18 protein-coding genes are annotated in these 19,563 nt (G+C 44.6%); 8 read left to right on the top strand and 10 right to left on the bottom strand.

Going from position 1 to position 19,563, the window contains the following annotated elements; genetic code table 11:
- Nucleotides 1-377: 377 nt before the first annotated feature.
- Nucleotides 378-2,825 carry a PIG-L family deacetylase gene (locus ACYVNW_RS14190; RefSeq protein ID WP_460680530.1) on the bottom strand — a complete coding sequence of 816 codons (2,448 nt, stop codon included), beginning with the start codon at nucleotides 2,823-2,825 and terminating at the stop codon, nucleotides 378-380.
- 197 nt (nucleotides 2,826-3,022) lie between these two features.
- Between ACYVNW_RS14190 and ACYVNW_RS14185 the strand changes: the two genes are divergently transcribed.
- The 4 genes from ACYVNW_RS14185 to ACYVNW_RS14170 are packed head-to-tail and all read left to right on the top strand — an operon-like array spanning nucleotide 3,023 to nucleotide 7,660.
- Nucleotides 3,023-3,652 (top strand): TetR/AcrR family transcriptional regulator, encoded by a 630-nt coding sequence (locus ACYVNW_RS14185; protein ID WP_460680529.1) that lies wholly within the window; start codon nucleotides 3,023-3,025, stop codon nucleotides 3,650-3,652.
- Nucleotides 3,653-3,654: 2 nt separating this feature from the next.
- On the top strand, nucleotides 3,655-5,025 hold the full coding sequence (locus ACYVNW_RS14180) for a TolC family protein (protein WP_460680528.1): 1,371 nt from the start codon (nucleotides 3,655-3,657) through the stop codon (nucleotides 5,023-5,025).
- Nucleotides 5,026-5,039: 14 nt separating this feature from the next.
- Nucleotides 5,040-6,101, top strand: a complete 1,062-nt coding sequence (locus ACYVNW_RS14175; RefSeq protein ID WP_460680527.1) for an HlyD family secretion protein — start codon at nucleotides 5,040-5,042, stop codon at nucleotides 6,099-6,101.
- A gap of 8 nt (nucleotides 6,102-6,109) precedes the next feature.
- Complete coding sequence (locus ACYVNW_RS14170; protein WP_460680526.1) at nucleotides 6,110-7,660, top strand: DHA2 family efflux MFS transporter permease subunit; 1,551 nt, start codon at nucleotides 6,110-6,112, stop codon at nucleotides 7,658-7,660.
- A gap of 311 nt (nucleotides 7,661-7,971) precedes the next feature.
- Here the strand turns inward: ACYVNW_RS14170 and ACYVNW_RS14165 are convergent, their stop codons facing one another.
- A complete protein-coding gene (locus ACYVNW_RS14165) occupies nucleotides 7,972-8,556 on the bottom strand; it encodes a carboxymuconolactone decarboxylase family protein (RefSeq protein ID WP_460680525.1) in 585 nt (194 codons plus the stop codon).
- A gap of 173 nt (nucleotides 8,557-8,729) precedes the next feature.
- Nucleotides 8,730-9,275, bottom strand: coding sequence for a peroxiredoxin (locus ACYVNW_RS14160; RefSeq protein ID WP_460680524.1), 546 nt, complete (start codon nucleotides 9,273-9,275; stop codon nucleotides 8,730-8,732).
- 160 nt (nucleotides 9,276-9,435) lie between these two features.
- On the opposite strand from ACYVNW_RS14160, the gene ACYVNW_RS14155 reads away from it, so the two are divergent.
- Complete coding sequence (locus ACYVNW_RS14155; protein ID WP_460680523.1) at nucleotides 9,436-9,942, top strand: uracil-DNA glycosylase family protein; 507 nt, start codon at nucleotides 9,436-9,438, stop codon at nucleotides 9,940-9,942.
- 157 nt (nucleotides 9,943-10,099) lie between these two features.
- On the opposite strand, the gene ACYVNW_RS14150 is transcribed toward ACYVNW_RS14155, so the two are convergent.
- Complete coding sequence (locus ACYVNW_RS14150; protein ID WP_460680522.1) at nucleotides 10,100-12,535, bottom strand: S9 family peptidase; 2,436 nt, start codon at nucleotides 12,533-12,535, stop codon at nucleotides 10,100-10,102.
- An 87-nt stretch (nucleotides 12,536-12,622) separates the two neighbouring features.
- On the opposite strand from ACYVNW_RS14150, the gene ACYVNW_RS14145 reads away from it, so the two are divergent.
- On the top strand, nucleotides 12,623-13,138 hold the full coding sequence (locus ACYVNW_RS14145) for a GNAT family N-acetyltransferase (protein ID WP_460680521.1): 516 nt from the start codon (nucleotides 12,623-12,625) through the stop codon (nucleotides 13,136-13,138).
- Between the two features lie 50 nt (nucleotides 13,139-13,188).
- A complete protein-coding gene (locus ACYVNW_RS14140) occupies nucleotides 13,189-13,968 on the top strand; it encodes a TlpA family protein disulfide reductase (protein ID WP_460680520.1) in 780 nt (259 codons plus the stop codon).
- Between the two features lie 55 nt (nucleotides 13,969-14,023).
- Here ACYVNW_RS14140 and ACYVNW_RS14135 read toward each other — a convergent pair whose 3' ends face one another.
- The 5 genes from ACYVNW_RS14135 to ACYVNW_RS14115 all read right to left on the bottom strand — a co-directional run bounded on the left by ACYVNW_RS14135 (nucleotide 14,024) and on the right by ACYVNW_RS14115 (nucleotide 17,363).
- Nucleotides 14,024-14,353 (bottom strand): hypothetical protein, encoded by a 330-nt coding sequence (locus ACYVNW_RS14135; protein ID WP_460680519.1) that lies wholly within the window; start codon nucleotides 14,351-14,353, stop codon nucleotides 14,024-14,026.
- Nucleotides 14,350-15,102 carry a peptidase associated/transthyretin-like domain-containing protein gene (locus ACYVNW_RS14130; protein ID WP_460680518.1) on the bottom strand — a complete coding sequence of 251 codons (753 nt, stop codon included), beginning with the start codon at nucleotides 15,100-15,102 and terminating at the stop codon, nucleotides 14,350-14,352. Before ACYVNW_RS14130 ends, ACYVNW_RS14135 begins: the two co-directional genes overlap by 4 nt.
- Nucleotides 15,103-15,163: 61 nt before the next feature.
- Complete coding sequence (locus tag ACYVNW_RS14125) at nucleotides 15,164-16,006, bottom strand: glucosaminidase domain-containing protein (protein ID WP_460680517.1); 843 nt, start codon at nucleotides 16,004-16,006, stop codon at nucleotides 15,164-15,166.
- A gap of 193 nt (nucleotides 16,007-16,199) precedes the next feature.
- On the bottom strand, nucleotides 16,200-16,721 hold the full coding sequence (locus ACYVNW_RS14120; RefSeq protein ID WP_460680516.1) for a glucosaminidase domain-containing protein: 522 nt from the start codon (nucleotides 16,719-16,721) through the stop codon (nucleotides 16,200-16,202).
- Nucleotides 16,722-16,724: 3 nt separating this feature from the next.
- Entirely contained in the window at nucleotides 16,725-17,363 is a 639-nt protein-coding gene (locus ACYVNW_RS14115) for an O-methyltransferase (protein WP_460680515.1), read from the bottom strand.
- A 648-nt stretch (nucleotides 17,364-18,011) separates the two neighbouring features.
- On the opposite strand from ACYVNW_RS14115, the gene ACYVNW_RS14110 reads away from it, so the two are divergent.
- Nucleotides 18,012-19,070, top strand: a complete 1,059-nt coding sequence (locus ACYVNW_RS14110) for a serine hydrolase domain-containing protein (RefSeq protein ID WP_460680514.1) — start codon at nucleotides 18,012-18,014, stop codon at nucleotides 19,068-19,070.
- A 7-nt stretch (nucleotides 19,071-19,077) separates the two neighbouring features.
- Here ACYVNW_RS14110 and ruvX read toward each other — a convergent pair whose 3' ends face one another.
- Nucleotides 19,078-19,497, bottom strand: a complete 420-nt coding sequence (ruvX, locus tag ACYVNW_RS14105) for a Holliday junction resolvase RuvX (protein WP_460680513.1) — start codon at nucleotides 19,495-19,497, stop codon at nucleotides 19,078-19,080.
- Between the last annotated feature and the right edge of the window lie 66 nt (nucleotides 19,498-19,563).

The raw sequence follows: 19,563 nt of genomic DNA, 5'->3' as shown, positions 1-19,563 counted from the left end.
TACCTGTAAGCCGGGCTTTTATTAAAAGCTTAAAGTGCAAGCTTAACCCAGCTGTGGCGGTTGCCAGATAGCTTGGGCCAACTTAAACAATTCAAAAGAGTGATACGACGGATAACTGCGCGGCAGAGGTTCTTCTATGATTTCAAGCGTATAGTTTATCGGATGCATAAGGGTGAACCCTGTGCACGAGCCGCACGAAAAGAAAGGAGAGCAGCCGCCACAGTCTTTTTGCTGTGGCAGCTTAGATTTTTTTACTGAAAACGATACCCGCTGCCCATCACAACTATCATCTGCGCAACACGGTTTTACCGACAGCAGCAGGATGAAGGAAAGGAAGAACAAACAGAGTAGCTTCACGGGGCAAATATATGGGTTTATTATTTCGGCTTGCTCAGCAAGTTTACAAACAACCGGTAAGCACCCGGCACACCGGCCGGTAACTCTCTGAAAAAGGCCAGCGAGGTATATACAAAGCGACCTTTACCGTAATTTGCGCTAATGAGTGAGCCCTTATTGGGCGCTTCGTTGGCATCATTCATGGCCAGTGGCGCCTGGTACTCGGGTGCAATATCGGTTACAAAGTATAGGCCCCGCTCTTGTATCCAGCCGTTAAAATCAGCCTGGGTAATTTTATTCGGATAGTTGAGCAGCGGGCTTTGCGGCTCCAGTACGGTTACTTTGGCATTTTCATTGGTTACCCGCTCGTTTACCACACGGAAGGGGTAAGGCCCAATCGGGTTTACCTTCAACCCGGCAAAATTGTTGTACTGCACCACCAGGTTACCTCCGTTCTTTACATAAGCCATCAGTTTGGGCTGCTCATAAGGCAACCGGTCCAGTACGTTATAGGCCCTTACGCCAGTTACAATGGCATCATAGCTGGAGAGGTCAGCATTCATTACTTCATTATCCGTAAGCAGGTGCACCTCGTAACCTACCTGCTGCAAGGCTTCGGGCATCAAATCGCCGGCACCGGGCAGGTAACCAATTTTTTTACCCACAGTTTTTAAATCGAGGTTCACCAATTTAGCCTGCGCAAAGGGGAACAGTGTAATATTGGGTACATGCTCGTACTGTATGCGCTGAAAACCCAATGGGTAGGCTTTTCCGTTAACCGAAACTACTGCCTGCACCTGGGCTACATTGGCTGTAGCATTAGCCGGTGTAACTGTAAAGGTTTCTGTCCACTCGGCACCCTTTGCTTTATCCGCAAACGCAATACTGGCCGGACTGATTTTCCAGCCATTTAACGGCTTCAGGGCTACAGTACCTGAAGCGTTGGCAGTAAAGCTTTTTAGCTTCAACTGTATTTTTTGCGGTTGCCGGGTGCTAAAAATGTACACCTTATTCTCAATGTTGGCTGTTACCGGTGGTGCAATTTCTACCGGCTGGTAAAGTTCGCCACGCGCCGGGTCTACCGATTTATATACCAGGCGGCGCTCATAACGGATGGGTTTGCCATCTATTACAAATTCAAAAGCTGCTTTAGGCAAATCCGGGTTTTCGGGGTTGCCCACTTTCAGGTCATCATTAATGGTATACATGCCTATGCCATGCGGTCCTTCAAGCCAGTAGGGCTGAGTAATCTTTTCGGCAGTTGTAGTGCTTTCAAAGTTCTGCAGTTCATTATCAGGCAGCAGGCGGCCACCATTAAAGGTTTGTCCGTTTACGCTGCTTACTTTAATGTTGCCACCAAAACGGCTGATGATTTGTGAACGCACCTGCATTTGGTCGCCTACGGCATAAGTGGGCTCAGTTACATAGCTTTCAAACCAAAGGCCGGCACATTCGGCTATCAGGTTGTTCAATTCATCAGTTTTTTGCGTGCGCCAGTATACATCGCCTACCTTACTGATGCGATCGGATAGTTTTACCAATGCCGATACCGATTTCTCGGGGTGGTCTTCATCAAAGTTTTTGCTGATGATATCAATATTGGTACTAATGGCATCACCGTCTTTTACGCGGCTCCAGGTGGTGTTTACTTCATCGAGCAGGCTGGTTTGCGGGGCATCGCCCAAAATGGTTTTGAAATACTCCAATGCCTGCCCACGCTGGCGGGCACTGCCAAAGCCCTGTGTACGGTGGTTAGAACGGCTTTCGGCTGCAATTTCGCCATAGCCTTTGCCTAACAATGGGTTGTAACCGCCTACATCTATCTTAAACTGGCTGGCTGAGGTGGTATTGGTATTACCAAAGTTAAAGGTATTCCACAGCAGGCGTTTGGCCTGCCAGGGCTTTACGTATTTCAACTGTTCCGGAAAACGGTTAGGATCGGCCGCGGCACTGAAAGCTTCCTGCGCCAGTATGGCCGAGGTGGTGTGGTGGCCGTGGCCGCCTTCGCCCGTGGTAGGAAAACGGCAAATCATCACATCGGGCCTGAATTTGCGGATCACCCATACCACATCGCCCAATATTTTTTCTTTATCCCAAATACTTAAGGTTTCCTGCGGGTTCTTAGAGAAACCAAAATCATTGGCCCGGGTAAAAAACTGTTCCGCACCATCCATACGGCGTGCAGCCAATAGTTCCTGCGTGCGGATGAGCCCTAATAATTCGCCCTGTTCGTTTCCAATAAGGTTCTGGCCGCCATCGCCGCGGGTGAGGGCCAGGTAGCCGGTGCGGTAATGTTTCTCTTGTGCCAAGTAGGCCAGCAGGCGTGTATTTTCATCATCAGGATGGGCTGCAATATAAAGTACGCTACCCAAAGTGTTCAGCTTTTTAAGCTGTTGCTTTTTGGTAGCTACATCGGCCGGCGGTGCAGTTTGCGCCTTTACTACAAGGGTACAGGTAAGTAATATAATATATAGGCTGATGTATCGCATAGCTCAAATATTTTTTGCTAAAAATTAAACAAAACAGGTAAACATTTCAATTCAAAAGTGCTTATAATATTTATAAGTAATAGCTGCATCTGCTCATATTTTGGCAACATTTATCTCCAAATTGTCATAAACTGTCAAACAAATATAGAAACAATATACTTAATCAATCGTTTGATTAACTTTGTGCACTGAAAATAATGGACAAAGAAAAGACAGATAAAAAGGATCATATCCTTGATGTAGCCGAGCGGGTGTTTTCAGAGCTGGGTTATGATGGTGCTTCTACACGTACCATCTCGAGCGAGGCTGGTGTAAACATGGCCATGCTGAACTATTATTTTGGCTCAAAAGAGGGTTTGTTCTTAGCCATTTTTGAGCGCCGTATCTCTGTATTTCAAAATTTACTTCAAAATATAGGAAGTGATGACAAGCTCAGTTCCTGGCAAAAGGTTGAATATTATGTTGAAGCCTATGTAGACAGGGTATTTACCAACAGTTGCTTTCAAAGATTGCTGTATCAGGAAATGGCCATCCTTAAACGCGGGGAGTTATCAGATAAGTTGAATCATATTATTATGAATAATGTAATTGAACTCAGGAAGATATTACAGGAAGGCATTGACCGTAATGAATTTAAAAAAGATGCTGATACCGATTTGCTGATTGCAACTATACACGGCGTTAAAAATTTTATTATGAACACCAGTGGCGTTTCTTCGTTGATGCTGGGGTTTGATATTCAAAACCCCGACATTATGGAAAACAACCTGAAACCCCGTTTAAAAACCTACATGAAAAATTTGTTAAAAGCATATTTAGTTAACTGAAAATGACAACCCCTTTGAATAAACAACACCCTTACCCAATTAAGCACCCATTGCAAAAACTGGGTCGCTGGGGCCTGATGGCTGCCCTGCCGGCGCTATTCAGTTTCCAGGCAGCCACAGCACAAGACCGGCCTATCACTTTAGATGAAGCTATTAAATTAGGCCTGCAAAACAGTAAAACACTGCGCCTGTCACAATCACGTATCGATCAGGCTGTAAACCAGTACAACCAGGCTAAAGATTTGGTGTTACCTACCGGCAGCGCCAGTTTTGCTTACAGCCGGGCGCAAATTCCGGCCAATAAGTTAACCGTTGGTGAGCAAAGCCTGGCTTTGCCTAAAAGCGCTAATGCCAACCTGGGCACCGTTTCGGCCGAAGAAGTAATTTATGGTGGCGGCCGTTACCGTTATGCCAAAGAGTCGACCGACTTGCTGGTACAGGTGGCCCGACTGGATGCTGACCGCGATAAAGACCAGATTGCTATTGATATTGTAAACGAATATTATAACCTGTACAAGGTACTGCAAAACAAAAAAGTAGTACAGGCCAATTTAAATGCAGTTGATCAGCAAATTCATCAGGCTCAGCGCCTGTTCGATCAGGGTTTGGTAACCAAGAATGATGTATTGCGTTTTCAATTACAACGCTCAAACATCGAACTGAATGGTATCGACCTGGAAAACAACCGCAAGATTATTAATTTCAACCTCGATGTGTTATTGGGTTTGCCTGAAAGCACCCAACTGAATATTACCCAGGTGGTAGATACCGAGCGCCCGATTTCACCATTGAGCAGCTATCTGGACACTGCGCTGGCTACCCGCCAGGAGCTGACATCGCTTGATTTGCGCGGCCGTGCAGCTGATATCAACATCAAAAATGTACGCGCTAACCAGCTGCCAACTTTGGCTGCTACCGCTGCTGCTTATTATCTGGACATATCAGCTAACCCATTCCCTACCAAGGGGAATTTTGTTACTCCGATCACCGCAGGCCTGGCCCTGTCATGGAACTTTGGCTCATTGTGGAACAACAAGAATAAAGTAGCTCAAGCCCGCATTGAGCGCGACCAGATTAGTATTAACCGGGATGTTACTTTAGATAATATCAAAAACGAAGTGAACCGCAGCTACCAGAATTATGTTGCTGCTGTTGACCGCGTACACCTGCTGCAGGCGTCTATTGCGCAGGCTAATGAAAACAACCGTATTACGGCTTCAAGGTACGCCAACAGCACTGCCTCTGCTACCGATCGTGCTGATGCTGAAACGCTGGTATACCAGGCACAAACCAACCTCGAACTGGCAAAAGCCGATGTAGGTATGGCTTACTACAACTTATTAAAATCAACCGGAAAACTTAACAAACAATAATTGAAATTACTACCATGGCACAGGAACAAACTATACAAGAACAAGAACCTAAAAAGAAAAATAAAGTAGTCCCGATTATACTGGCAATCGTATTGATTGTAGGTATCATTTTCGGGGTGAAAGAATGGCTGTATTACAGCAAGCACGAGGATACCGATGATGCCCAGATTGATGGCGACATCAGCCCAGTAGTAGCCCGTGTAGGCGGATATGTAGACAGTATTTATTTTGAAGATAACCAACACGTGAGCAAAGGCCAGCAACTGGTTAAAATTGATGACCGTGATTATAAAGTAAAATTAGAGCAGGCCCGCGCCGCACAACAAGGTGCAGCAGGTAGCGTAGGTGTAGGCGAATCGCAGATTTATACGAATGCAGCCAACGCCGCTAACGCCCGCGCCAACATCGTATCGCAACAGGCTAAACTGGAAAGAGCACGCAAAGATTTTGCCCGCTATGCCAACCTGATTCAGGATGGTTCTATTACCCGCCAGCAGTATGACCAGGCTAAATCTGATCTGGAAGTAGCCCAGGCCAATGTACGTGCCGCACAAGACCAATACAAAGCAGCACAAGAACAAGTAGGTGCCACACGCAACCAGTTAAAAGTAACCAACACCGGTGTATCACAGCGCCAGGCTGATGTTGATTTTGCCAAATTGCAATTATCATACACCAACGTAATGGCTCCTGCCAGCGGTGTTACTTCTAAAAAGAGTATTCAGGTTGGTCAATTGGTGCAAGCCGGCCAAACGCTGTTCTCTATTGTAAATGATAACAGCTTATACATTACCGCTAACTTTAAAGAAACCCAGCTGGATAAAATCCGTAACGGCCAGAAGGTAGAAGTTGAAGTAGATGCTTACCCGGAATTGAAATTGGATGGTACAGTGTACAACTTCTCTCCGGCCACAGGCGCTAAATTCTCTTTACTGCCACCGGATAATGCTACCGGTAACTTTGTGAAAGTAGTACAGCGTGTACCGGTAAAAATTAAAATCAATGCCAGCAAAGAGACCATGGATAAACTGCGTCCGGGCATGAGTGTAAATGTTTCTGTAGTTATTAAAGACTAAATTAGATCATGGCTGAAACCGGCTTTAAAAAGTGGATCATTACCATTACGGTAATTACAGCCTCCCTACTGGAGCTGATTGATACCACGATTGTAAACGTTTCGCTGCCTACCATACAGGGTAATCTGGGTGCCACGCTTGAGGATGTGGCCTGGATTACCACCGGTTATGCGGTAGCCAACGTAATTATCCTGCCCATGTCGGGCTGGCTGGGTAGCGTATTCGGCCGTAAAAACTATTTTCTTACTTCTATTATTGTATTTACCATCGCCTCATTCCTGTGCGGTAATGCCACCAGCTTAACCGAGCTGATTATGTTCCGTATTTTACAGGGTATGGCGGGTGGGGGCCTCATTTCCACTTCTCAGGCCATCCTGCTGGAAACCTGGCCGCGTGAGCAGGTAGGTACCGCTACGGCGTTGTTTGGTTTAGGTGCGGTAGTAGGTCCAACTGTAGGCCCAACTATTGGTGGTTACATTACTGATAGCCAGCTTTCATGGCCCTGGATATTTTATGTGAATATCCCGGTAGGTATTTTGGCAGCGATATTTACTTATATTTATGTAAGGCCCACACCTAAAACCGGTAAGGGGCAACCCGTAGACTGGTGGGGTATAGCCCTGTTGGCTATTGCAGTAGGCAGTTTACAAACCATATTGGAAAAAGGTGAGTCGGAAGACTGGTTTGCCAAAACTTATATCATTGTATTAACCATAACTGCCGTTATAGGTGTATTACTGTTCATCTGGCGAGAGCTGACTACCAGCCACCCTATTGTAAACTTCAGCATTATGCGCTACCGCAGTTTCTCGGTGGGGATGTTTACTTCGTTCATTCTGGGATTTGGCTTGTATGGGTCGGTGTTTGTGTTTCCGATATTCTGTCAGAGCTTGCTCAACTTCTCGGCGGCTCAAACAGGCCTTTTATTGCTACCCGGCGGTTTGTTTACCATTGCCATGATGCCTTTTGTAGGTAAAATGCTGAATAATGGTGTGCCTGCACAGTTTATGGCTACGGTAGGTATGTTTTTATTCTTTGTGTTTACCCATATGCTGAGCAAGTCTACACTGGCTACCGGACAGGGTGATTTCTTTTGGCCGCTGGCTATCCGGGGCGTAGGTATGGCGCTGTTATTCGTGCCACTCACTACGTTAGCTATTGCCGATTTGAAAGGCCCAGAAATTGGCCAGGGTACCGGTTTAAATAACATGATGCGCCAGTTGGGCGGTTCATTCGGTATTGCGGCTTTAACTACCATCATCCATATTCGCCAAGGTGTACACCGTAATAATTTGCTGGTGAATATCAACCAGTACAACCCTACCTTCAATCAGCGCCTGCAAGGTATGATTGCCAATGGTATAGCGCATGGCCGCAGCATAAGCGATGCTACCCGCCTGGCTTATGCACAGATGGAAGGTGTAATCAGCCGTCAGAGTATTTTGCTTACTTATGATGATGCCTATTGGCTAACCGGCTTGGTGATGTTGTTTTCCATACCATTGCTGTATTTGCAGCCTTTCCGCAAAGCAGTGGCTATGCCTGCTGATGCCCACTAAAGTTAATCTATATATATCTGAAAGGCCCTTTCTACGGAGAGGGCCTTTTTTGTTTCGTGATGAAGTTGAGATGAAATAATAAAAGCCGCCCTCTACAAGGCGGCTTTACCCAAAAAAATTAACAATTAAAAACGTTTAGTACTTACCCTACTTGACTATTAATTTCTTTGTAAAACAAAAAAGTATAATTGGCCTAACAGGTTGTTTAATCTTCCCTATAAAATTAGTAGGAATTTTCCCGAAAAGAGAAATTGCTATAAGTAATGGTTTAATTGTAACTATATTATTACAAAATAAGCACTAATAAGTACTTAAAAAATGATTTTTCCGGTGGCGGTTACTAATGAGGCAATGCGTACAGCATCAAAAATGCGCTCTTCGGTGGTGCCCAGTTTAATCAATGAATCTTCGTGTGCGTTTACGCACATTTCGCAGCCGTTTACGGCAGAGATAGCCAAGCTCATCAGCTCAAAAAATTCTTTGCCGGTAACCGGTTTCATCATAATCTGCATGCGGATGCGTGCCGGAATCTGGGTATACTTCTCCTTCTGCGTAAAGTGGCGGAAACGGTAAAATACATTGTTTGATGCCAGTAAAGAAGCACAGGCTGCGGCTTCAGCTATATCAGCTGCGGTAGCGCCCTGTTGCTCGGCATAGGCCGTAAAAAATTGGGTTAAGGGGCCGTTGTTATTGTTGATGGCAGTAGTTAAACCCAATAAGGCACATTCTTTAGTGCTTAATTGCTCAGATGTGAGTGTGCTGGTAAAATTCAATTTCAAATCGCGCAGATAACGTGATTCACCTTTTTCCAGCAAAGTTAAACTGTCGGTACGATAGCCGGCATCAACGCCGATGCTTTGTAATATTTCCTGTATAATTTCGGTGCTTTCGCTCATGGTAGTAGTATTATAATTTAAATTGTCATTGCGAGGTACGAAGCAATCTCATCGTATACAGGGCGAAGAAGCACAGCTACGGGATTGCTTCGTTCCTCGCAATGACAAACTTTAGTATAGACAAAAAAAGGTCTCCGCCTTTATCAGTGCGGAGACCTTGTTATGCAAATTAATTATACAGTTAAAGTTTCCTGGCCTTTTTCCCAGTTGCAAGGGCAAAGCTCGTCGGTTTGTAAACCGTCAAGTACGCGCAATACTTCTTTAACGTTACGGCCTACGTTCAGGTCATTTACACATACCCAACGTACCATGCCCTGAGGATCGATGATGAAGGTAGCACGGTAAGCTACTTTTTCATTTGGCTCCAATATACCTAAATCTTCAGCCAATGATTTTGAAGTATCAGCCAGCATCGGAAATTTCAAGTCGCGCAGGTCATCATGGTTTCTTCTCCAGGCAGCGTGTACAAATTCAGAGTCGGTTGAAGCACCGATCAAACGGGCATCACGGTCACGGAACTCGCCAAAGCTCTTATTAAACTCTGCAATCTCGGTAGGGCAAACAAAAGTAAAGTCTTTTGGCCACCAGAAAATTACGGTCCAAACGTTATCCTCGTTTACTAAGTAATCAGAAGTTAAGGTTTCAAACTCTTTACCTTTTTCAATGCTTACGCAAGCGGTTTTGCTGAACGATGGAAATTTTTCTCCTACAGATATCATATAGATGGTTATTTAAATATTTTGTGTCAAAGATACACTTTCTTGCTGGCCTTAATCATTGAAATATTCGATGCCATATAGGCGAAATCTATATTATAAGCTAAATGTTATTGCCCTTGTTGATGAAACAATTTTACAACTTGTTGATTTTCATTTTCAAATGGAAAGCATTGACAACTTTAACGATCTGCGCCAGCATTATAAACCCGAAAAGGTGAATGTATTGTTCATTGCCGATGCACCGGCGGCAGGCAGCCGCTTTTTTTATCGAAAAAATTCAGAGTTGTTTAAAGCGGTTAAAGCAGCATTTACCCAGGTGTTTGGTGAGTTTGCAGACAAAGATGAGTTTTTAGACTTTTACAAGGCTTTTGGCTGCTATCTGGACAACATCTGCCTGGTGCCGGTTAAACACCTTTCGCCCAAAGAGCAGAATGAAGAACGCCGGCGCGGTATTCCCTACTTAGCCGAACGCATAGCCGAGATGCAGCCCCGGCTGATCATCATCACCATGAAAGCCATTGAAAAGTATGCGCTCGAAGCCATCAGCCAATCCAAAGCCGAAAGCATTGAGAAAATAGCCTCCATCCCTTTTCCGTTGGGTAGCATGACGAACTTTAACAACAGCATCAGCGGTATGGTAAGTGCCATGCGCTCGGTGGAGTGGTGAGTACCCCCTAACCCCCTGAAGGGGGAATTGAAGATTACTTACAATTATAATATTACCCACACCTTACCACCCCGTCATTGCTTCGTACCTCGCAATGGCGGGGTGGAGATTTATAGTTACCTTGATTTCTGTTCCCCCTTCAGGGGGTTAGGGGGCGCTACTTCAGCGTTGTCTCAAACAAGTGATATATCCGCTTATACTCATCCGCCCAACTGCTGGGGGTGGTAAAGCCGTGGTCTTCTACCGGATAAGGGGCCAGGCTCCAGTTGTCTTTATGCAGTTCGATGAGTTTTTGGGTGAGGCGCACAATGTCTTGAAAGTTTACGTTTTGATCGACCATGCCATGGCACATCAGCAAGTTGCCTTTCAGGCCGTTGGCAAAATAGATGGGGGAACTCTGGCGGTAGGCTTTTTCATCGTTGTAAGGTTCGTTCAAAATATTGTCGGTATACCCATGGTTATAATGTGCCCAATCGGTAACCGAGCGCAGGGCCGCGCCTGAAGCAAATACATCGGGCTGCGTAAACAGGGCCATCAGCGTCATAAAACCACCGTAAGAGCCGCCATACATGCCCACATGTTTAGGATCGATGTTATATTTTTCAACCAAATATTTTACACCGTCTACCTGGTCGTCCAAATCTTTGCCACCCATGTGCCGGTAGATGCCGGTACGCCAGTTGCGGCCATAACCCGAACTACCCGTATAATCAATATCAATTACCGTATAGCCATTGTCGGCCAGCATATTGTTAAACATGTATTCGTGAAAATAACTGCTCCACCAATAATGTACATTTTGCAGGTAGCCGGCTCCGTGTACGAATACGACTGCGGGGCGTGTAGCCGCCGGATTTTTGGCCGGGTAAACCCGGGCATATACGGTGTTGCCAAAGCGGTTTTTGAAGGTGACCATTTCCGGATCTCGCCAGGCGTACGATTTAAACTCCGGGGTAATAGAGTTGGTTACCTGCATAGCCTTCGCCCCAACCTTATTGGGCTGCAAGTACAGCTCCCATGGTTTATTGCTATAGGAATACCGGATAGCCAGCCATCTTTCATCGGGCGACAATGATACTTCGTTGCCGCCCTTCATGCTGGTAATTTGCACAGGAGTACCACCAGTAACCGGCATACGGTAAAACTCAGTGATACCCGGGTGCTCTTTGTTGGCTGTAAAATAAAAAGTCTTTTTATTGTTTGATAAATCCAAGCTTTGTACCTCCCAATTACCGCTGGTGAGTTGCTTTTTGGTACCGCTGGTTACATCGGCCACATAAATGTGTGAATAGCCGCTGGCTTCGCTCTGGAAATAAAAATGGGTATTATCCAGCCAGCCTACTGTGCCGCCCGAGTAGCTGCCGCCGCCAATGCCGGGGCCGCCAATCCAGGCTTCATCACGCTGGCGGTCAATCAAACTTAATTTACCAGTGTTGGCATCCAACTTCATTATCCAGCGGTCTTTATTATCCTGGGCATTAATTACTACCACGGCGTTTTTGGCATCTTCACTCCAGTATGGGCCGTTAATGGTTACTCTACGGTCTTCATTGCGGCGGGTGCGCTCTTCCAGTTGTTTGGGGTAATCTTTTACATAATCGGGTAAATCTTTAATACCCGGAATATCAGTAGTAGCAATGGCATACACTGTATCACGTTCACGGTCGAACACAAAGCTTTGCGAGGTAGATTGCGGCGCACCTACTTTGGTGCGGTTATTAATATCTTCGGTGTATCCTGAAGCCGTTACATAGTTGGGCACAATGGTAGCTTTAGCACCCTCGGCCTGCTTAATGAGGCGATAAGTAATATATCGCTGGTTGGGGCTTAATTGCACATAACTCAGTGATTGCTCACCTATCGGGATTTCCTTTAACCGTTTTGGCTGCAAAGCCTTGCGGTCGGCTGCCTCTTCTTTGTCTGTTTTTTCTTTATCACGGATGACCTCAAACAGTTCTGTTTGCTGATTTTTCAGCCATTGAGCCTGAGGGTCGGTACTATTGCCTTGGCGCATGGTTACACTTCCCTGCGCGGCTGCACCTCCCCGGCGGCCGGCAGCAAAAGCAGGCGTTGCTGCACCCACTGATGAGCGGCTGAAGTTGGTTAATTGCGTTAGCAAGCCCGATTTCATATTTAACAAATACAGGTTATCTGCCCGCATAAACAGGATGCCGCTTTCATCTGCCACGAAAGCCGCATTACTTTCACGATCGGTGGTTGAGGTAAGCTGAGTAGTTTTACCAGCTTTCAGGTCATACAAAAAAATATCGCCATTGCTCTCGAAAAGTTTGGCGGTGTGTTTACGGTTCCAGGTACCATTGGGCGAACTCATTTGCCTGCGCTCATCCATACTCATTTTTTGCGGGCGCAGGTTACCTGTGGTAATACTGTATAGGGCATCCTGGTCGGCTTTATCAGAGTTCCAGGTAAAATATATCTTTTTGCTGTCGTCGCTCCAGCGAATGCGGTCGGGCGAGGTACCCATCCATTTGGGATCGCGCATAATTTTTTCTACCGTAAGCGGGCCTAAAGTTTGAGCCTGGGTACCGGTTACAGCACCAGTTAATAATAATAAAGTCAGTATTTTTTTCATATCCGGATGGAACAACGCTGGTAAATCAGGCTGCAATTTAATAAGTTGCAGCAGATTACACCGTACCACTAACTCAATTGTTACCTTATGCACTTATACGGCAACGGTTTTACACTTCGCCCCTGGACCATTAACGATGCCCCGGCCATGCAGCGGCATGCCGACAACGCTAACGTTTATGACTTTCTGTTAGACCGCTTCCCCAAGCCTTATACGCTGAATGATGCTATTGCCTTCATTAATAGCCGGACCAACATTGCGGGTTTACACCTGGCTATCGAAGTAAATGGCGAGGCTATTGGTGCATTGGGTGTAGAACTACGCAGCGATGTGTACCGCAAAACACCGCTACTGGGCTACTGGCTCAGTGAAGCACACTGGGGTAAAGGCATCATGCCCGAGGCCGTAAAATTGATTACCCAACATGCATTTGATACGCTGAATATTATTTGTATACAAGCGTGCGTACTTAGTAAAAATCCTAAATCGATGCGGGTGCTGGAAAAAGCCGGGTATGAAAAGCAGGGAATTTTGCGGCAATCAGTAATTAAAAATGAGGAGGTGTTTGATGAGCACGTATACGCGGCTTACAAAATCCGGTAAGTAAATTATATTTGAATAAAAGCCACATTATACCTTGTTAAACCTTACTTATGAAAAAGTCTTACCTGTTTCTTTTACTATTGTGCAGTATCAAACTCATCAGCTTTGCCCAAACTTACAAACCGGGCCGACCGGTAATGCCGCCTGAGCAAATTACCAGTAACCTGCAAAACTGGCGATTTTATGAAAGCCATTACCTGAATCTGAATGATGATTTTGTAGGGCTTACGCCGCAGTCGGCCATTATCACCAAAACCAAAGCTTTAAAAATGCTGATGACCGGGAACTATTACCCGGTAAAATTAACCACTAAAGATGCATGCTCTTATTATAAGCTCTATAAGTTTGATGCAAAAGCATTAAACGGCTTTAAAAGCATTGTAAAGGACTTGGCCAGAACAGAATACGACCACTACAGCAAAACCAATAAGGTGATGCCTGCATTCCGTTTTACTGATATCAACGGCAACTTATATACCAATGCCAATACCAAAGGGAAGATCTTGGTATTAAAAACATGGTTTATCCGTTGTGGTGCTTGCATTCAGGAGTTTGATGAAGTAAACGAAATAGCCAGCCAGTATAAAACCCGAAAAGATATCCTGTTCATCAGCCTTGCGCTCGATTCAAAAAAAGATTTGCAACAATTCCTAAAAAGTCATTCCTTAAATTATGCGGTGGTGCCAAACCAGGAATCTTACATTATGCATCAACTTGGGCTTAATTTGTTTCCAACACATATGATCATCAATAAAAGAGGGGTAATTGTTGCTGTTGATACTTATGTTACTCCTATTGCCGGCGCACTAAAAAGAGAGGTGGCGTTATAACACATGTTTAATATGCTCACCTATGCTTGTAACATCAAAACAAATAATTTGAACCTTAACTTTTTATAAACTGTAGCCAAGCCCAAAATCTTCGCCTGGTTAAATAAGCAGGATTAGCTTCGTAATGATAAGCCTCGCGCTCAAATACAATATTCAGGTATGCTGTGTTATGGTCTCGGTATTTGTAACGGTTGATAAGATAATTAAACAAATAAAGCAGGTAAAATGGAATAATCAATAATTCCTGCGCCTGCTTCATGTGGATGGTTTCGTGGCGGATAAGTACTTGATCGGTTTTCATGGAGGCTTTCTGTACCACAATAAACGGATAAACAGCCATGCCGCTCACTTTCAGAAAAGGCCATACAGCTACCGGGTATTTCATTTAGATGCTGTAGTTATTTGTGGCAAGGGCTGCACCTGTACACCGTGCGGATTGCGCTGGTAACGCATCAGGTTACCTTTAATGTATTTGATAAACTCATAATCAGAAGCCACCGTTACCATGTAGTAACTGGGCCTGAAACGCTGCATAAATTGGGTGAGATTGGGTTCTGTTAAACCGGTAATCTGCGCTACAAATGGTTTATTGAAGCGATAGTCAATTACATCCTGCCGGTAATCCTGGTCTATCAGTTTACGCAGGTGGGTGGCATTGCGACCGCTGCGGCTCAACATGTTCCAGATGGCATCGATACTGATACCGGCACCCACGCCTGGGCCTACGCTCAACAAATCATGATTAGCCAGTGACCCATAAGCTTTACTGTTTTCTTCCTTGGCTTTAGCTAAACGCTGGGTCGGGCTCAGCAGCGAGTCTTTTATAGTCACCTGCTTCAACATAATGGCTTTGGGTTTCAGGTAAACGGCCATATCGGTGCTCACCGGCACTTTTAAAGTATCGGAGAAATAACCTTGCCTGTTGAATACCAATACATCGCCCGGCCGGGCTGTAATGGTGAACTCTGCTTTTAAATTATTGTAAATTACCTTGCCATTGCGGGTATTGGTAACACTTACCTTAGCAATGCGCTCCTGCGTGCTTTTATCAGCCACCACACCCGATACCGTTCTTTCCTGGCAGAAAGCGGATAGGGTGAAAGCAGATAAAATCAAGAGCAGCAGAAACTTCATTATCAGGCAAATTTAATTTAGAACAGGGTGATGCCGGATAGTTTAACTTATTTTAACATCCTTATTTAACCACCACCAGTTGCTGACCAATTTTTACCGTATTATCACTCATTTGGTTCAGCGTTTTTAACTCATCAACAGTGATACCAAAACGCCTGGAAATAGAATAAAGTGTATCACCCTGCTGCACACGGTACAGGCGGTTGGCAGGGGTACTGCTGATGATGGAGTCTTTTACAGCTTTGCCAATATTTTGGTTGATTTCAGTTAGTACCCGGTCTTCGCGCCTAATTTTTTGCATTTCGCCTTCAGGCCGGTCATACTGGTCGAGGTTATATTTTTTGATGGTATTAATCAGTAATTCGGGATACTTGGGATTGGTGGCATAGCCTGCAGCTTTGAGCCCATAAGCCCAGCTTTCATAATCGTTTTTATCCAGCTCGAACAGCGCTGCGTAGCGTTTACGCTTTAAAAAGTTAGAATGATCACGAAACGAATCTTCAGGGTTGTCATACACCCGGAAACAATCGTTCTCCTGATCATCATTTTTGTAATAGCTCCGGCCTTTCCAATCTGCAGTACATTTAATGCCGAAATGGTTGTTGGCTACCTTAGCCAAACTACCATTACCAAAACCCGATTCGAACAGCCCCTGCGCCAGTGTAATACTGGCTGGTATGCCGTACAGGTTCATTTCTTGTATGGCCACACTTTTAAAACGCTGTATGTAAGAAGCTGCTGTATAAGGAACAAAGTTTTTGATGGCCTCACTGCGTTCGCGCTCCAGTTGCTCATTACTGTTATGCGCCTGCCTTTTGGTAATACCGGCTACATTTTTATGTGATGAACAGGAGTAACAAAGCAGTGCACATAAAGCCAGGCAGGGGGCAATCCGTTTAATCATTCAGTTTAATTTACAGGGCTAACACTGTTTCAAACTTACTAAACTGCTGGCAGATAAAAAAAGTATGTGCTTGTTATGTATGCCTCACCTATGCAGACAATAATTTGGTCATAGCATAAGCGCAGATATCTCCATGCGGTTGCCTGCTAACGCTCGCAATGACAAAAAAGAATCCTTAATGTTGAATACCTGATTAGCGGCTGCTTTCTTTTACTTTAGTAGAGTCCGGACTTTCGTCATACGCATGCAGGCCATATTTATTAATGAGGCCCAGCACTTGCGAACCCCATAAATGGCTGCTGGCATAACCGCTGCGCTGAATGCCATGTACCCAATTCTTGTAATCATAGTGGGTAAGGCTTTCCGAAAGGTGGCTAAATTGCTTACGCTCAGTCATGATGCGGGCAAAATCCTGGAAAGAATCTACTACAGAATTGTATTGTTTATAGGATGAGTGTATCTTTTTATGACCGGCCGAAACTTGGCTGCGGCCTTTCATACCAAAATGATTGTTCAAATTTCGAGCAACAGAGCTGTTTCCATTAGCAGATTCGTGCATGGCAATAGCTAAAATGATACTTGCCGGAACACCGCTCTCATGCATAATGCGAATGGCATTATCTTTGAACTTCTGAATGTAGGATTGTGAAGAGTTCTGAGCCGAAGCAGCAAAAGAGCTTAAAAAAAGAACTGCAATCAGTAAGAGTTTTTTCATAATTTATAGTTTTCTGATAACCAGAAGGCCGTCTCGAACAGGCAGAATGAATTTTTCTACCCGAGGGTCAACAGTTATCTGGCTATTTAGTTTTCTAAAAGTTTCGGTTTGGGCATCATTTTCTGGCCCATACACCTTTCCCTTCCACAAAACGTTATCAATTATTACTACACCGCCTGGTTTTGTTTTTTGTATAACTGCCTGATAATAAGCTAAATTACTTTTTTTATCGGCGTCGATAAATGCAAGATCAAAATAATTATCCGAAAATCCAAATATAATTTCAGCCGCGTTGCCAATGTGCAGGCTGATTTTATCAGTTAATCCGGCCAGTTGAAAGTTGTTGAACAATCGGTTTTCCAGCTCGGGTTTTACCTCTACGGTATCAATTTTACCGCCTTCAACTAAGCCTTCCGCCAGGCAAATGGTAGCATATCCGGTAAAGGTACCTATCTCTAAAATATGCTTTGGCCTTACCAGCTTACTCAGCATACTCAGCACCCGCCCCTGGTAGTGCCCCGACAGCATATGCGGCTGCAATACCTGTACATGAGTATCACGATTAATTTTTTGCAAAGCTTCAGGTTCCGGATCGCAATGTGCATCCAAGTATTGCTGCAAGGCTGGGTCTAAGATTTCCATAGTAGGGCAAAGGTAGGATATTTGGCGGTTTAGTGTTTTGTGGTGCTATCCGCTGGTTGAGTTTGTGCTTTATTGAATGTTATTGTTCTTTTGTCTTGATACAAAAGAACCAAAAAATCAAGTACAGCCCGCCTTTCGTCCAAAGCTGAGGGGCTGACACAGACGGAAGAGAATCAAGAGCTAAGAAGCAGAAAACAAAAGTTAAGAAGAAACAAGCAGCGTACACCTATCACCATCACGTCATTGCGAGGTACGAAGCAATCTTTCAACGCCCGACTAAGACAAGGTGCATAGAGATTGCTTCGTACCTCGCAATGACGCGGGGGTGTTAAGCATTCTGTTCATTCTCAAATCCTGTAAATTCTGATTCAAGCAATTGTCACAACTGCACACCCATACCCTCAACCTGTGACCTTGGCTTTTTCGGCCACCACTACCGGCCGCCCACGCATAGTGCCTACAAAGAAAAAGACGCAGCCACGAGTTTTCTTTTGGTTACTTTTCTTTTGCGGAAAAAGAAAAGTAGCATCCACTGCCTTTCATAACGGGCGACCCAACCTAACGAAGAAATACCAGAAACATCTAAAGTAATAAATTCTACTACCGCATTTTAAACTCATTATGCATTTTTGCCGTTATAGTATCCGTATGAAGAAAATCCTGTTTTCCATTTTTGCTGTCATCACGTTAACTGCCCATGCCCAGGTTGAAAAAGCCGAAATCAACGAGTTATTATTTAAACAAGGTGGTTTACTCTATACCCATGCAGACTATGGCGTTAGTATAGGTGTGGTGAAAGGCAATAAAACATTTTATATCACCACTGGCAAAAGGGCTGGCTCCAAAAAAGCTATTGATCAAAATACCCTGTTTGAGGTAGGATCGGTAACCAAAACCTTTACCGGATTATTGCTGGCGCAGCAAATAGCCGGCAAGCACATCAGCGCCAACGCCTATATGGATGCTTACCTGCCTCCGCATTTTAATTTGGCGCCCAAATTACAGCACCAGGTAAAACTTACTGATCTGGCTTCGCACCAGTCGGGCTTGCCTAATTTGAGCAATGATGAATATATTAATGATTTATTTAAGCAAAACCCATCGCAACCTTTTAGTCTGGTTAACCCTGGTTATATTTATCAGGTACTGAAACGCACTAAAGAATTAGACGGACATCATGATTATCACTATAATAATTATGCTTATGCTCTGTTGGGTTTACTGCTGCAAAATGCTACGCACCAAAGCTATGAGCAACTGCTCAAAAGTCAGCTGATTCGTCCGCTGGGTTTGAAACAAACTTATTTGGGCACATATGGCAGCGGCAACATTGCCGGGCGTTTTACTACCAAAGGTGAATCAAAACCGGCTATGATATTAAATACTGTTGCAGCGGCTGGTGGCCTGCGCTCCAACGCGGCTGATATGCTGAAATATGTACAAGCACAATTAAATCCGCCAGCCAGTTTGAAACAAGCAATTAACCTGTCGCACAAACGCTACTACAGTGATAATAAGCATGTAGTTGGGTTGGGTTGGGAAATTTATCCGCATTACCTGGAAAAGAGCGGCGATACTTTTGGTAATTCCGCACTGCTGCGTTTCAGTACCCGGAATAAAGTGGGTATTGTGATATTATCAGACCATCAGGACGCACAATTACTGGAAGACATTGCTGATGCAGTGTTTGCTGAAATAGAGAAATAAATGATCATTACAAAAATGCCTTCTTTTCCAGCCACAATTGCAGTAAAATAGTAGCCGATACCGTATCTACCAAAGCCTTGTTATTACGGCGTTCCGACTTTTTGATACCGCTTTGCAGTATAGCTGCCGATGCCATTTTTGAGGTAAATCGCTCATCCATCATTTCGATTTCAATGCCCGGGAAATTCTTTTTCAGCAGGCCCGCAAAGCCCTTTACATGCTGAAAAGATTGCGAAGGGGTACCGTCCATTTGTTTAGGCTCGCCTACCACAAAGCGCTCTACCTGCTCAGTTTGCAAATACTTTTTCAGGTAATCTATAATCTGGTTGGGGTGTACGGTGTCCAGGCTACCGGCAATCATCTGTAGCGGATCAGTTACTGCTATACCAATACGCTTGGTACCATAATCAAAAGCCATTACCCGCATGTAGAGAGATTTGAGATGTTAGATATGAAATTTGAGAACCTATTTGCGCAAAGATACAGCTAAAAG

The organism is Mucilaginibacter koreensis, from assembly GCF_054783355.1.
This window is presented reverse-complemented; position numbering and strand designations above follow the sequence as displayed.